Origin of the sequence: Microbacterium halimionae (genome assembly GCF_011761265.1) — a bacterium.
Taxonomy (GTDB): Bacteria; Actinomycetota; Actinomycetes; order Actinomycetales; family Microbacteriaceae; genus Microbacterium; species Microbacterium halimionae.
On the sequence record NZ_JAAOZB010000001.1, the window covers coordinates 1650933 to 1664263 of the forward strand.

At 61.3% G+C, this 13331-nt stretch carries 15 protein-coding genes; 10 read left to right on the top strand and 5 right to left on the bottom strand.

Annotated features, from left to right (window positions below):
• Nucleotides 1-33 precede the first annotated feature (33 nt).
• Entirely contained in the window at nucleotides 34-885 is an 852-nt protein-coding gene (gene dapF, locus FHS06_RS07575) for a diaminopimelate epimerase (RefSeq protein ID WP_167047548.1), read from the top strand.
• 4 nt (nucleotides 886-889) lie between these two features.
• Here dapF and FHS06_RS07580 read toward each other — a convergent pair whose 3' ends face one another.
• Nucleotides 890-1531: a class I SAM-dependent methyltransferase gene (locus tag FHS06_RS07580; protein ID WP_167047551.1), complete on the bottom strand. Its 642-nt coding sequence runs from the start codon at nucleotides 1529-1531 to the stop codon at nucleotides 890-892.
• Nucleotides 1532-1635: 104 nt separating this feature from the next.
• On the opposite strand from FHS06_RS07580, the gene hflX reads away from it, so the two are divergent.
• Nucleotides 1636-3159, top strand: coding sequence for a GTPase HflX (gene hflX / locus FHS06_RS07585; protein WP_167047554.1), 1524 nt, complete (start codon nucleotides 1636-1638; stop codon nucleotides 3157-3159).
• Here hflX and FHS06_RS07590 read toward each other — a convergent pair.
• From FHS06_RS07590 to lexA, 3 genes are read right to left on the bottom strand one after another with little or no spacing between them, the layout of a single operon-like run.
• A complete protein-coding gene (locus FHS06_RS07590; RefSeq protein WP_167047557.1) occupies nucleotides 3156-5081 on the bottom strand; it encodes a S9 family peptidase in 1926 nt (641 codons plus the stop codon). The genes hflX and FHS06_RS07590 overlap by 4 nt on opposite strands.
• On the bottom strand, nucleotides 5082-6443 hold the full coding sequence (locus tag FHS06_RS07595) for a hypothetical protein (protein WP_167047560.1): 1362 nt from the start codon (nucleotides 6441-6443) through the stop codon (nucleotides 5082-5084).
• 53 nt (nucleotides 6444-6496) lie between these two features.
• Nucleotides 6497-7180: a transcriptional repressor LexA gene (gene lexA, locus FHS06_RS07600; RefSeq protein ID WP_167047563.1), complete on the bottom strand. Its 684-nt coding sequence runs from the start codon at nucleotides 7178-7180 to the stop codon at nucleotides 6497-6499.
• 257 nt (nucleotides 7181-7437) lie between these two features.
• On the opposite strand from lexA, the gene FHS06_RS07605 reads away from it, so the two are divergent.
• From FHS06_RS07605 to FHS06_RS07630, 6 genes are all read left to right on the top strand, one after another.
• Nucleotides 7438-7818, top strand: a complete 381-nt coding sequence (locus tag FHS06_RS07605; protein WP_167047566.1) for a LysM peptidoglycan-binding domain-containing protein — start codon at nucleotides 7438-7440, stop codon at nucleotides 7816-7818.
• A 62-nt stretch (nucleotides 7819-7880) separates the two neighbouring features.
• The gene (locus FHS06_RS07610; protein ID WP_167047569.1) at nucleotides 7881-8966 is read left to right on the top strand and encodes a histidinol-phosphate transaminase; all 1086 of its coding nucleotides are present in this window, start codon (nucleotides 7881-7883) and stop codon (nucleotides 8964-8966) included.
• Nucleotides 8963-9583, top strand: coding sequence for an imidazoleglycerol-phosphate dehydratase HisB (gene hisB, locus FHS06_RS07615; protein WP_167047572.1), 621 nt, complete (start codon nucleotides 8963-8965; stop codon nucleotides 9581-9583). The genes FHS06_RS07610 and hisB overlap by 4 nt, the downstream gene beginning before the upstream one ends.
• Nucleotides 9580-10224, top strand: a complete 645-nt coding sequence (gene hisH, locus FHS06_RS07620) for an imidazole glycerol phosphate synthase subunit HisH (RefSeq protein WP_167047575.1) — start codon at nucleotides 9580-9582, stop codon at nucleotides 10222-10224. The genes hisB and hisH overlap by 4 nt, the downstream gene beginning before the upstream one ends.
• Before the next feature lie 57 nt (nucleotides 10225-10281).
• Nucleotides 10282-11028: a bifunctional 1-(5-phosphoribosyl)-5-((5-phosphoribosylamino)methylideneamino)imidazole-4-carboxamide isomerase/phosphoribosylanthranilate isomerase PriA gene (gene priA / locus FHS06_RS07625; RefSeq protein ID WP_167047578.1), complete on the top strand. Its 747-nt coding sequence runs from the start codon at nucleotides 10282-10284 to the stop codon at nucleotides 11026-11028.
• Complete coding sequence (locus tag FHS06_RS07630) at nucleotides 11012-11797, top strand: SseB family protein (RefSeq protein ID WP_167047581.1); 786 nt, start codon at nucleotides 11012-11014, stop codon at nucleotides 11795-11797. The genes priA and FHS06_RS07630 overlap by 17 nt, the downstream gene beginning before the upstream one ends.
• A 7-nt stretch (nucleotides 11798-11804) precedes the next feature.
• Here FHS06_RS07630 and FHS06_RS07635 read toward each other — a convergent pair whose 3' ends face one another.
• The gene (locus FHS06_RS07635; protein WP_167047584.1) at nucleotides 11805-12209 is read right to left on the bottom strand and encodes a DUF1844 domain-containing protein; all 405 of its coding nucleotides are present in this window, start codon (nucleotides 12207-12209) and stop codon (nucleotides 11805-11807) included.
• 176 nt (nucleotides 12210-12385) lie between these two features.
• Here FHS06_RS07635 and infC point away from each other — a divergent pair, with 176 nt between their 5' ends.
• Both infC and rpmI read left to right on the top strand, forming a co-directional pair.
• Nucleotides 12386-13069, top strand: coding sequence for a translation initiation factor IF-3 (infC, locus tag FHS06_RS07640; protein ID WP_167047587.1), 684 nt, complete (start codon nucleotides 12386-12388; stop codon nucleotides 13067-13069).
• A 45-nt stretch (nucleotides 13070-13114) separates the two neighbouring features.
• Nucleotides 13115-13309 (top strand): 50S ribosomal protein L35, encoded by a 195-nt coding sequence (rpmI, locus tag FHS06_RS07645; protein ID WP_165138742.1) that lies wholly within the window; start codon nucleotides 13115-13117, stop codon nucleotides 13307-13309.
• Nucleotides 13310-13331 lie beyond the last annotated feature (22 nt).

The window sequence follows — 13331 nt, forward strand, 5'->3', positions numbered from 1 at the left end:
GTGGCTCTCGAAGGAGCGGCCTAGAATTGATGGATGCCACACACCATCGCGTTTACGAAAGGCCACGGCACCGGAAACGATTTCGTGATCGTGGCCGACCCCGACGGCTCACTCGCTCTGTCTGACGCGCAGGTGGCAGCGCTGTGTGATCGACATTTCGGTATCGGCGCCGATGGTCTCTTGCGGGTCGTGCGCACCTCAGCGATTGCTGAGGGCGCAGCGTACGCGTCTGCTGCCGAGTGGTTCATGGACTATCGCAATGCGGACGGTTCGGCCGCCGAGATGTGCGGAAACGGCATCCGAGTTTTTGCTCGCTATCTCGCGGATCATGGCTTCGCCGAGATTGACGAGACGCCGATTGCGACACGCGATGGAGTGAAAATTCTGCGGCGCCACGAGCGCGGCTTCGAAGTGGATTTGGGGCGCTGGGTAGTCGAGGACGCAGAGTACCGCGTGCGCGCCAAGGGTCTAGACGTCGCTCGTCCAGGTCTTGGCATCGACGTGGGAAATCCGCACGTCGTCGTGGCGCTTCCCGCTGACAGCGACCTCGATGGACTCGACCTGACGTACCGACCGATCCTTGATCCGGATCCATCGGCGGGCGCGAATGTCGAGTTTGTTGTGCCTGCTGACCCGCTTGTTCAGCACGGTGTTGGGTCCCTGCGAATGCGCGTGTTCGAGAGAGGCGTTGGCGAGACGCTCAGCTGCGGAACCGGAGTCGCGGCGAGCGCACTCGCTGTTCACCACTGGGCGGGTCCGGCCGCTCCCGATAGCTGGCGCGTTGACGTTCCGGGCGGCACGCTCGCGGTCCGCATGGCCGATGGACACGTTCATCTCGCTGGCCCGGCGACCTTGGTGTACTCGGGCCAGATCACTCTCGCCTGACGACTCAGAGAAGAGAAATCGGCTCGGTCGGAGGCGAACCGTGCCTGCGTATTTTGAGCACTCGGTAGCCTTTGCCTGTCGCCGCCCGGTGAACACTGAAGCCCTCGTGAAAGCTTGCTGCGATCCAGCGCTGGAGTGAGTCTGAGCCGAGATTTCGCTGCACAACGAGCCAGGCGTCTGACTTCTCGTCGAGTCGTGGAATCCAGCGCTCGAGCAGGCTATGAAGTTCGTTCTTTCCCACTCGAATCGGAGGGTTTGAACGGATGCTGCGAAATGACACATCCTCGGGAACATCGCCGGGCTTTACGGCGTTGACGTTAGAGAGGCCGAGGGCCTCAGCATTCCTTCGGACGAGATCAAGTGCACGCTCATTGACGTCGACAGCCCACACCGTGGCGTGAGGTGACTCAATCGCAAGTGAGAGTGCGATCGGACCCCAGCCGCAGCCGAGGTCGAGAAGGTTACCGCCTGATGGTGCAGGCGGGGTGTGCGCGAACAGCACCGCCGTCCCGGTGTCTAGCCGGTCGGGACTGAAGATGCCACCAGCGGTGGTGAGTTCGACGTCGCGTCCGGCGAGGGTGACTTTGAGAGTGCGAAGTTTCTCGGGACTGGCAGGCGACGCGCTGAAATAGTGGTCGCTCGACATTCTGAGATCGTATCGGAGGACACCGCCATTGCGGGAAGCTAAAGTTGAAGAAGGCCGAAATACGCAGAGACATCCGCGCTGTCGGCTACTGGTGAAAGGACACAATGACGCAGACGTCTGACGTCACAGGCTCTGAGAACGAGCGCATCGATGCGGTAGACCGCGTTCTCGCCCGTTCAGAGGGGCGCGCTGGTTTGCACACCTTCGGGAGCGCGCAAGCGCTCCAAGCGGCCGGTACGGCCAACTACGGCGACTCTGACGGCGACCAGTGGGATCGCGAAGAGCGCGCTGCGCTTCGTCGGGTCCCGGGGCTCTCTACCGAGCTGCAAGACGTTACTGAGGTTGAATACCGGCAGTTGCGTCTAGAGAATGTCGTTCTTGTCGGCGTTCACCCACAGGGTCAACAGCAGGATGCCGAAAACTCGCTTCGTGAACTCGCGGCACTCGCCGAAACTGCGGGAGCTGTTGTGCTCGACGGTCTGCTGCAGCGTCGCCCCCACCCCGATCCAGCAACATACGTCGGTCGGGGTAAGGCCGAAGAGCTTCGCGGCGTTGTCGCCGCCGTCGGCGCTGACACCGTGATCGCCGATACCGAACTCGCACCGAGCCAGCGCCGCGCGCTCGAGGATGTTGTGAAGGTCAAGGTCATCGATCGCACGACTGTGATCCTCGACATCTTCAGCCAGCATGCGAAGAGCCGCGAGGGTAAGGCGCAGGTCGAACTTGCGCAGCTCGAGTACCTGCTGCCCCGCCTACGTGGTTGGGGTGACTCCATGAGCCGTCAAGCGGGTGGCCAGGTGGGTGCCGGCGGTGCCGGAATGGGATCCCGTGGCCCCGGTGAGACAAAGATCGAACTCGACCGTCGCCGCATCCGTACCCGTATGGCACTTTTGCGCCGCCAGATTCGCGACTTCGGACCGGGTCGCGATGCGAAACGCGCCGAGCGCAAGCGCAACACGATCCCGTCTGTTGCGATCGCCGGGTACACCAACGCCGGAAAATCGAGCCTCCTCAATCGCCTCACAAGCGCTGGCGTGCTCGTAGAAAATGCGTTGTTCGCCACACTGGATGCCACTGTGCGGCGTGCTGAGGCATCCGATGGTCGTATCTATACGCTGACCGACACCGTGGGTTTTGTGCGAAATCTGCCGCATCAACTGGTCGAAGCGTTTCGCTCGACGCTCGAAGAGGTGGGCGATGCGGATGTGATCGTGCACGTCGTTGACGGTTCTCACCCCGACCCTGGTGCGCAGCTCGCGACGGTGCGCGACGTGCTCGGCGATGTGGGGGCGCGCTCAACGAACGAGCTGGTTGTGTTCAACAAGGCAGACCTTCTCGATGACGACGAGCGACTGATACTGCGTGGTCTTGCTGCAGATGCATACTTCGTTTCTTCGCGGACAGGCGAGGGCATTGATACGCTCCGTGCCGCGATTGAAGAAGCGCTGCCGCTGCCTGCCGTTGAAGTACACGCGCTGGTTCCGTACGACCGTGGCGAGCTTGTTTCTGCGGTGCACGAAACTGGCTTGATTATCACCGAGGAGCACCACAACGAGGGCACGCTCTTGCACGCGCATGTTTCTGCGCGGCTCGCGGCAGACCTTTCTGCCTTTGCGCTCCAGCCCTAGGAAAGTTCGATCGGCGGCACGCCGGTGGGTGTGAAACCGAAGACACTGCCCAGAAACGCTACTTCTTTCTCCAGCGAGTCAACGATCGTTTCTTGACGTCGAAAACCGTGCCCTTCGCCTTCGTAAAGCACGTAAGCGAGAGGGATGCCGCGGGCTCGAAGCGCGTCGCGGATCGCTTCGGCTTGAGACGGCGGTACGACGGCATCATCTGTTCCTTGCAGGATGAGCATGGGCGCCGTAAAACCGTCGACGTGAGATAGCGGCGAGCGCTCTCTGTACAGCTCATCAGCTCCGGGCAGCGGGCCGATCAGGCCATCAAGGTATCGGGCCTCGAAGTCGTGCGTGTCTGTCGCAAGGGTGCGCGCGTCACCGACGCCGTAGCGCGAAATACCCGCAGTGAAGACATCCGTTCGAGCCAGCGCTGAAAGCACTGTCCACCCTCCAGCTGAGCCGCCCTCGATAGCGAGCCGGCGTGGATCAGCGCGGCCGCTATCGGCCAGACCGGATGCGGCGGCGGCCACGTCTTGAACATCGACAACACCCCACTGGCCACGCAGCCGTTCGCGGTACGCACGCCCGTAACCGGTTGAACCGCCGTAGTTGACGTCGAGCACTCCGATGCCGCGTGATGTGAAGTACATGATCTTCGACGAGACGGCACCACCGACATGACTCGTGGGTCCGCCGTGAACGAAGACTACGTACGGGGGTAGTTCGCCGTTCGGTGGCGACACATCGGGATTGTGGGGCGGGTAGTCGAACGCGTGAACGAGCCCACGCGCGCTTGCGAAAGACACGGCTCGCGGCTCTGGCATCCATTCTTCGGCGACTCCTGCGGCGCCACCCGCGACAGCGATGCATGTGCCAGCATCAACATCTACGAGCCACACCCCCGACGCAACTTGCGCACCTGAACCAGTGATCAGAACCTGTGACCCCTGACCGTCTTCGATATTGAGCTGCGACGACAACGGCAGTTCTAGCGCGCGCTCTGTCGACGTCTTCTGATCGATCACGAATACTTCGTCTGCACCGTTCGTTCGGAGCGACACTATGCGTTCGTTATCAAGCATCGTGAACCAACGGGCGCCGAGCACCCAGAGCCCGCCGCCGGTGTCAGCGTCCGCCGAGGCGAGCGGCTCTGGTTCCTGGCCTAGCCGGTATCTCCAGAGATTCCAGCGCCCTGTCGGATCGTCGCAGAATATGACTTCGTCAGCGGCACTCCACACTGGCTGGAGGGGTGCTGAACCGTTGCCTCCTGCAGCGACGATCGTAGTGCCCTTGTCAGCGCCCGCCAGCGTTGTCAGACGGAGTGTGGTCTGGTCCCACGGCATATCGGGATGGTCCCAGCCGATCCAGGCGAGTTGCGTGCCATCCGGAGATAGCGAGGGTTGAGCTGCAAAATCACAGCCCGACGCGAGCACCTGTAGTTCGCTTGCCTCACGAGCGGCCGTGCCGTCGAGGGGGATGGCGACAATGTCGCGCGCAGGGATATCGATCGCATCGCTGTGCCGTTCGCGCACGGCGAGCAGAACGCCTGCCTCGAAGCGGAGACCTCCGAATCGGGTTCCTTCTTCAATTGGAGTCAGTGGCACAGGTGTGTCTCCAGGCTTCACCGCCCACACTCGGTCGTCGGAGCGCTCGCTGAAGAGAAGAGTTCCGTCCGACGTCGCCGTCCACGCGGCGCCACCGTATTCGTGAACGCGAGAACGCGCGTTCCAGGGCGCGGGCAGGAGTTCTTCCACCGTGTCATCGGCGCGTCTGCGTCGAACTGTCGTCCGTCCGCCCTCGTCTGGCAGACCTTGGCCCCACCAGATCTCGTTGCCGACGAAGCGTGCACCGTCAAAACGAGATGATGAGGCTGCGGCATCAGCCGCGCTGAGCGGAGAAGGCCATGTGCCGTAGGGGAGCGTTTCAGTCAATTAACTCTCCACCGGTGATGTCTCAGCCATCGAGATCTCTTCGAAGTCGGACGGCTGGCGGCTTAGGAGGGTCACGATCAGCCATGCCGATAGCCCGACGACTGACGTGAGGAGAATGTCACCGAATGTCAGCGGGCGCAGGAAGAACAGTGTCAACACGGTGAGGCCGATGAGGAGAATTCGCACTAGGACTCGCTGTTGGTCGAGCCAGCCTCCGAATGCGCCGGTGTTGAGGCCACGCCGCTGAAGCCCCCGACGAGCGCTGCCGCTTAGTGACGCGCCCAGTGCCCGAGTGCGGATGGCAGGACTCCACCTTCCGCTCAGCCAGGCGGAAAGAGCAACCACGATGCCGAGGAAAACCAATGCCAAGGCTGTGTCCCGCATCCCACCGACAATCATGAAATAGACAGACTCGAGAGTTGCTGCGGGAATCCCGACCGCTCCCGCGTTTAGCCCGATTATGGCGTTTGCGCCGGTCAATGCGGCAGCGAGTGTGCCGGCTCCAAGAGCTATACCGATACCGGCACCCAGAAGCGCTGTAGTGCGGCGGCGCGCTACTGCGATGCCTACCGCCAGGAGAGTCATCGCAGCGAAGGGCAACCAATAGCCGATCGTCGCTGCGAGGTTGTATATCGCGCTGAGAGCAAGGAGAGCATCTGATTGTGCGATAACGATCGTCGAATTGATCGTCGGGATTGCTGAGGCGAAGCTGAAGCCGTTCTCTATCAGCTGGGCCTTCAGATCATCGATGATAGGTCCGAGTTGGATGCCGATCTGGCCTTTGTCGTCAATCGACACCGTGCCTGATCCGTCGTTGGTTGCGACGGCGACCAGCGATCTGTGGCTGGCTTCAAGAGCTGTTCGCCACACGGAAGAAAAAGCATCCGAACTGACGATTCGTGAAATGGATGACTCGATGAGGTTCTGCACGCCGGCGGCCGCTGGCGCGCGGAGAAGATCGATAGCGCTGCTCGCGCTCGGCGGAAGGTCAAGGCTCGTGAGCCCATCGAACAGGTCGTTCGTCAATCCGCTGATGTCGACAGCGTCATCGATTGCAGCGGTCGCTTGATCAACGATCACTGCCTGCACGCCCGGATCGTCGATGAGTGGGGCGAAAGTCGAGACAAAGCTGTCTTCATCCACCAACTGGACGCGCGCCCAGCTGCCCACCACAGACACCGGTATCACGATGGCTGCCATCGTGATGCAGATTGCGGAAATAAGTCCACGCCACCACCCCTGGCGGCGTCGCGCCGTCACCGGGACCTGATCACCCGAAGGCGTTTTGCCGCCGCGAAGTGTCTCGTTTTCGGCTTGCAGTAGCGCAATCTGAGCCCTGAGCTCATCGATTTCAGCGGCCATGTGCCCAACCTTCTCCTGGTTGACGCCCAGACTAGCGACCTCTGAACTCTGAGTCACACAGCGCGCAGTATTGCGACAACTTTTCCGAGTACAACAGCCTCGTCGCCAAGAATCGGTTCGAATGCGCTGTTACGGGGCAGAAGCCAGGTGTGGCCGTCTCGCTGGCGGAAGGCCTTTACTGTCGCTTCGCCATCCAGCATTGCCGCGACAATGTCGCCGTTGTTGGCCGTCGGCTGAGAACGAATGACCACCCAGTCGCCGTCACAAATTGCGGCATCGATCATCGATTCTCCGGAGACCTTCAACATGAACAGATCGCCCTTGCCAACGAGCTGACGCGGGAGAGGGAAAATCTCGTCGACCTGCTGCTCGGCCGTAATAGGCACACCCGCCGCGATGCGCCCGACAAGAGGGACGAGTGCTGCATCGCCGACGGGCGGTGCAGAGTCGGCAGGGTTTTCACCAGAGACGCCGGGAAGGTCGATGAGGACCTCCATCGCGCGAGTCTTTCCGGCATCGCGACGAAGGTAACCGCTGAGCTCTAGCTGGTTGAGCTGATGAGTGACGCTTGAGAGCGACTTAAGGCCGACAGCGTCGCCAATCTCACGCATGCTCGGCGGATATCCATGTGCGCTGATCGACCGCTGAATGACCTCGAGAATCGCGACCTGCTTGTCGCTGAGGCTCTTGCGTCGACGGGTCTGCGGACGCTGTGCGCCGGCGGATGTGTCGCTCATGATGATGCTCCCGTCTCGCGGCCATCCGGCAGCGTTCTTCGAATGTCGGAGGTTGGTGATGGTCTCCGTGTATCGAAACGTTATCCGCATTCGAGCGCGACTACGCACAACTTGCCGCGTGTCGCGTTCGATTGGGTTCCGAATTTGTAAGTACTTGACTGTTTTATGAATCGAAGATAGCTTCGGAAGAGAAGTTCGTACCGAGCGCTCCTGGCCGAGCGCTCGGTACGAAACTTCCTCGCCAGATGGGAGTCAGAATGACCACGATCAGCGCAACACCTTTCTTGTCCACGGCGCCAGCCACGCGCCACAGTTCGACGCGCCTGCGTATGACGACACGGGGTCGTCGGGTTCTCCTGATAGTCGCGGCGGCCCCGATTGCCATCGCGCTTGTTCTCACATTCCTCAGCGGGGGAGCGGCACTGGCTTCCCGCGACGCGGGTGCGGCTGCCGGCACGTTTGAGACGCTCACTGTCGCGACGGGTGACACCCTCTGGGCGATCGCTGAAGAGATCGCGCCGACGGCCGACCCACGCGATGTCGTCGATGCGCTTATTCGCTTCAACTCCCTCGATGGAGCTGTCGTAGCAGCGGGCCAGACACTGGCGATCCCCGCTGAGTATTCCGCAGCCCCGTAACGCGGCTGCGCGCATTGGACAGCCTTGATGTCAACACCGATCGCGGAAGTACCATAGAGCGGGTGAGCGTTCGTCTAGAAGACCTGCCCCTCCGCGATGATCTGCGCGGGATGACCCCCTACGGTGCGCCTCAGGCGCCTCTCCCTGTGACGCTTAACGTCAACGAGAACACCCACCCGGTGCCGGAGGAAGTTGCTGACGACATCCTTGATTCGATCGCTCTAGCGTTACGCGACGTCAATCGTTACCCCGACAGAGAATTCACTTCGCTTCGAGAGAGCTTCGCGGAGTATCTCGGTCACGGCCTGACACCAAATCAAATTTGGGCAGCGAACGGCTCAAACGAGGTGCTGCAGCAGGTCCTGCAGGCTTTCGCTGGTCCAGGACGCGCCGCGATGAGTTTCACGCCCACTTACTCCATGTATCCGTTGTTAGCTCGTGCGGTTGGCTCGTCATGGATCGCGGGTCGTCGGGATGCGGATTTTTCTCTTTCGGTCGAAAGTGCAGTAGCTCAAGTGCTCGAAGCGTCTCCAGACGTCGTGTTTTTGTGCTCTCCCAACAATCCGACGGGAACTCCGATGTCGCTCGATGTCATCGAAGCCGTGTACGAGGTTGCTCCTGGCATCGTGGTCGTCGACGAGGCGTATCAAGAGTTCGCGCCACGTGAAGAACGCTCAGCGTTAACGCTCTTGCCGGGCCGAGAGCGTCTCGTTGTCTCACGCACAATGAGCAAGGCGTTCGCCTTCGCGGGCGCACGAGTGGGTTATCTCGCCGCGGACCCCGCGGTGATAGATGCGCTGCGGTTAGTTCGGCTTCCATATCACCTGAGCAGCCTCACGCAGGCCGCCGCGACTGCGGCTCTTCGGCATGCCCCCGTGATGCTCCAGATGGTCGATGAGATCGTGTCTCAGCGTGACCGAATTTCCGCAACCGTTGAAGCGCTCGGCTATGAGGCGCACCCATCTTGGACGAATTTCGTTTTGTTCGGCGGCGTCGAAGACACGACTGCGACGTGGCGGGGTCTCTACGACCGCGGTGTGCTTATTCGCGATGTGGGGCTCGCCGGCCACTTGCGCGTGTCAGCGGGAACTGACGAAGAGACCACCGCGTTCCTTGATGCGCTCGCCTCGGTACACTCGGGCTCATGACGTCCTCCAGCCTTGTCGGCTCCAGAACTGCCTCTGTGCGCCGCGAAACCAGTGAATCTCACGTTGAGCTCGATCTAGATCTCGACGGTACTGGTCGTAGCTCGATCGATACCAGCGTGCCCTTTTTCGATCACATGCTGACCGCTTTTGCGAAGCACTCGTTGACCGATCTCACGGTGCGTGCGTCCGGGGACACTCACATCGATGCGCACCACACGGTTGAAGACGTGTCTATCGTGTTGGGCCAGGCTATCCGGGCGGCGCTTGGAGACAAGGCTGGGATATCGCGCTACGGAGATGCCTTGGTTCCGCTTGATGAAGCCCTGGCTCAGGCTGTCGTCGATATCAGCGGTCGCCCTTATCTGGTTCACTCCGGCGAGCCTGTCGGGTTCGAGCACCACCTCATCGGCGGCCACTTCACAGGTGCACTCGTGCGTCACAGCTTCGAGGCAATCAGCTTTCACGCGGCTCTCACCGTCCACATCCGCGTCCTTGGCGGTCGTGACCCGCACCACATTGCTGAAGCGGAATATAAGGCGTTCGCGCGCGCATTTCGCCAGGCGAAGTCCCTCGATCCTTTGGTTGAAGGTATTCCCAGTACGAAGGGTGCTCTGTGAGCGACAGACCGGTTGTAGCGGTTCTTGACTACGGCTCAGGTAATGTTCACTCGGCCGTGAAGGCGCTCATTGCTGCCGGCGCAGATGCACGCCTCACGAACGATCGTGGTTTGGTCGCCGATGCTGACGGTCTTGTCGTTCCCGGCGTAGGCGCATTTCGGGCCGTCATGGACGCCTTGCGGGCGAGTCGTGGCGATGAACTCATCGACCGGCGTCTTTCGGGCGGTCGGCCGGTTCTAGGGATTTGCGTCGGTATGCAGGTGCTTTTTGGTCGCGGCGTTGAGCGTGGCGAAGACACCGAAGGAATGGGTCAGTGGCCAGGAGCCGTGACTGAGCTCGACGCGCCAATCTTGCCCCACATGGGCTGGGACACCGTGCGCGCTGATGCGAATTCGCGTCTCTTTCGCGGTATCGAGCACGAGCGTTTCTACTTCGTGCACTCATTTGGCGCGCAGTCTTGGCACCTCGAAACGATGCCGCCCTTTCCCTCCCCAGCGTTGACGTGGTGCGATTACGGCACGCCATTTCTTGCTGCGGTTGAGAATGGCCCACTGTCTGCAACACAATTTCACCCCGAGAAATCAGGGGAGGCGGGGATTCGGCTCCTCTCCAACTGGATCGAGGGGCTACCTACGGGCTAGTCTCTCAGCTTGTGCCCTGGGACGCGCGACCGCGCGCCAGCTTCTGCACGAGGAGCCATGAACGATTTTGCGTCTACACCCGAATTGACCCTGCTGCCCGCGGTCGATGTCGCCGGCGGAAAAGCAGTCCGCCTTACCCAAGGAGAGGCGGGGAGCGAGACCGAATACGGCGACCCCGTCGACGCCGCTGTGGACTGGGCGCGTCAGGGGGCGAAGTGGATTCACCTCGTTGACCTCGACGCCGCGTTCGGCCGTGGCAACAACACCGCGGTTCTTCGCCGGGTCATCAAACAGATAAAGGGCGTTCAAGTCGAGCTCTCCGGTGGCATCCGTGATGATGCTTCTCTTGAGGCCGCCCTGGAATCAGGCGCTACCAGAATCAACCTTGGAACTGCGGCACTCGAAAACCCGGAATGGGCGGCGGATGTCATCAGCCGTTACGGCGATGCTGTAGCTGTGGGTCTGGATGTGCGCGGCACCACACTCGCTGCTCGCGGTTGGACTCGTGATGGTGGAGACCTGTGGGCAGTGCTTGAGCGTCTTGAAAACTCCGGATGCAGCCGTTACGTCGTCACCGACGTCACGAAAGACGGGACTCTCCGCGGCCCCAACCTCGAACTGCTCCGCGAAGTGGCAACCCGCACACCGAAGCCCGTCGTGGCATCCGGCGGTATCTCTAATCTCGATGACATCGCGGCCCTCCGTGAGCTCGTACCTCTCGGAGTTGAAGGGGCAATCGTCGGTAAAGCGCTGTATGCCGGCGCCTTCACACTGGCAGAGGCGCTTGATGTCGCCGGAGGCTGACGGATCCACTCCCGCCCGCGCGGGCGACTCGGCGGGCGTGCCGTGGGAAGGGCGAAGCTTCGAGCCCAACACGCATTCCGATGATGACGGTTCTGCTGACCCTCAACTGATCGCGGCTCTTGAAGCGCCACGCGGTGAGAGCGGCAACTCGGTTGCGATTATCGAGTCTTATCGCACTGCGCGGCTGCTCATTCCTCTCGTCGCTAAAAAAGGCGAAGAGGGGGTGTCCCCAACTGGGTTGCGAGTAGACAAGACGCAGGAACTATCCATCGTGACAGTTGGAGCTCCTGACGGGCGAACGGTCATGCCGGTCTTCACGAGCGTCGACGCGATGAGATCGTGGGATGCCGCGGCTCGACCGGTTCCGGCAGATGGTGTCCGAACAGCCGTTGCCGCTGTGACGGAACAGACAGATCTCATCGTCATTGATCCGGGATCTCCATCCGAGTACGTAGTCCGCCGACCGGCGCTTTGGGCACTTGCCCACGGCGAAACCTGGGAGCCGAGCTATCGGTCGCCTGCTGTCTTCGCCGGAATCGAAGAGAGCATTTCGGGGGAGTTGTCGGTCATCGACTTTGCCGTCGCTGACGGTGATCCCGAAGGTCGGCTGCGCGGGCCCGAGCTGATTGTGATTCTCGATCTGGCTGATGGCCTCGCTCAGGAACAGCTTGACGCCGTTCTTTCGCGACTCGCGCGACGGTGGGCGACCGACGACCGCATCGCAACGCTCGTGGATTCGCTACAGGTGACTCTGCGCACGTCTCGCTAATGCTCGCCTAGATAACCGGACCGGTCCATTTTTCGCCGGGTGCTTTCCCGATCGGGTCGGGGATCACTGAAGCTTCACGGAAAGCAAGCTGAAGAGAGCGGAGGCCATCACGAAGTGATCGCGCATGCATGTCGCTGATTTCGGGCGCCCCCGCGGTGATGAGTCCCGCCAGTGCATTGATCAGCTTCCGCGCTTCGTCGAGGTCTGTTTGCGTGTCTGGGTCATCGGCGAGGCCAAGCTTTACCGCCGCCGCGCTCATGAGGTGCACTGCCGCTGTCGTGATGATCTCCACGGCTGGAACGTCGGCGATGTCACGGGTTGCGGCAGAAGCGGCTCGATCCTGTTCTTCCCAGCGCTCTTCGCGCTCGTCTGGGGTGTAGGTAGGCTCTTCGGACGGCTGAGTCGATTCCACGGTGTGCTCTCTGCTAGACTGTGCGAGCGCCGGAGTGTTGTGCTCCGGATGAAAGTGGATTACATCCCACCCGCGCTTGCCGTTCCAGGCTACCGGGTCATCGCACTCCGCTTGTCTCTAAGGGGACAGGTTGTCCAGGGTGTGTAAAGCCGACGCTTTAGGTCGCGCTGGGTGGAATGATTCCGATTTCGCCCGCGTCGAACCCTTCGTCGCGGTGGCATAAACCGCACGAAGAGGAGTTCCGCATCAGCGATCCCCGAACCAACGACCGCATTCGCGTTCCCGAGGTACGCCTCGTGGGCCCGGCCGGCGAACAGGTCGGCGTTGTCCGCATTGAGGTCGCCCTGCGTCTCGCGCAGGACGCAGATCTCGATCTCGTCGAGGTAGCTCCGAACTCGAAGCCTCCTGTGGTCAAGATCATGGACTACGGGAAGTTCAAGTACGAAGCCGCCCAGAAGGCCAAGGAAGCTCGTCGCAATCAGGCCAACACGATCCTCAAAGAGGTTCGTTTTCGCCTGAAGATTGAGCCCCACGACTACGAAACCAAGCGCAAGCGCGCTGAAGGCTTCTTGCAAGCCGGTGACAAGGTCAAGGCCATGATTCTTTTTCGTGGACGCGAGCAACAGCGTCCCGAACAGGGCGTGAAGCTTCTACGTAAGTTCGCCGAGGACGTTGCCGATCTCGGCACCGTTGAGTCGAACCCAACGATCGACGGTCGAAACATGGTCATGGTCGTTGCACCGCATAAGAACAAGTCCGAGGCGAAGGCGGAGCAAAACGCACAGCGTGCCGCCACGAAGGAAGCCGCGCGTCAGGCGCGCTCCACCCCAGACGAGCCCACGCCGGCTGCTGCCGAGTAGGCCCCACGACTCCCGCATCGCGGGATGACAACGAAGGAAGAGAAGATGCCGAAGCAGAAGACCCACTCGGGTGCCAAGAAGCGCTTCAAGATCACCGGCAGCGGAAAGCTCAAGAAGCAGCAGGCCGGTATGCGCCACAACCTCGAGGGCAAGTCGAGCCGTCGCACACGTCGCCTCAACAAGGACCAGGTCCTGTCCAAGGCTGACACCAAGATGGCCAAGAAGCTCCTCGGTCGCTGAGCGCCGAAGCACGTTAGGAATA

Bases quoted from the DNA above. Each gene is read 5' to 3' on its own strand.
- rpmI (WP_165138742.1), top strand. From the start codon at position 13,115: ATGCCGAAGCAGAAGACCCACTCGGGTGCCAAGAAGCGCTTCAAGATC.
- hisB (WP_167047572.1), top strand. From the start codon at position 8,963: ATGACGTCCTCCAGCCTTGTCGGCTCCAGAACTGCCTCTGTGCGCCGC.
- infC (WP_167047587.1), top strand. From the start codon at position 12,386: ATGATTCCGATTTCGCCCGCGTCGAACCCTTCGTCGCGGTGGCATAAA.
- FHS06_RS07595 (WP_167047560.1), bottom strand. From the start codon at position 6,443: ATGGCCGCTGAAATCGATGAGCTCAGGGCTCAGATTGCGCTACTGCAA.
- FHS06_RS07605 (WP_167047566.1), top strand. From the start codon at position 7,438: ATGACCACGATCAGCGCAACACCTTTCTTGTCCACGGCGCCAGCCACG.
- priA (WP_167047578.1), top strand. From the start codon at position 10,282: ATGAACGATTTTGCGTCTACACCCGAATTGACCCTGCTGCCCGCGGTC.
- dapF (WP_167047548.1), top strand. From the start codon at position 34: ATGCCACACACCATCGCGTTTACGAAAGGCCACGGCACCGGAAACGAT.
- FHS06_RS07630 (WP_167047581.1), top strand. From the start codon at position 11,012: ATGTCGCCGGAGGCTGACGGATCCACTCCCGCCCGCGCGGGCGACTCG.
- lexA (WP_167047563.1), bottom strand. From the start codon at position 7,180: ATGAGCGACACATCCGCCGGCGCACAGCGTCCGCAGACCCGTCGACGC.
- FHS06_RS07580 (WP_167047551.1), bottom strand. From the start codon at position 1,531: ATGTCGAGCGACCACTATTTCAGCGCGTCGCCTGCCAGTCCCGAGAAA.
- hflX (WP_167047554.1), top strand. From the start codon at position 1,636: ATGACGCAGACGTCTGACGTCACAGGCTCTGAGAACGAGCGCATCGAT.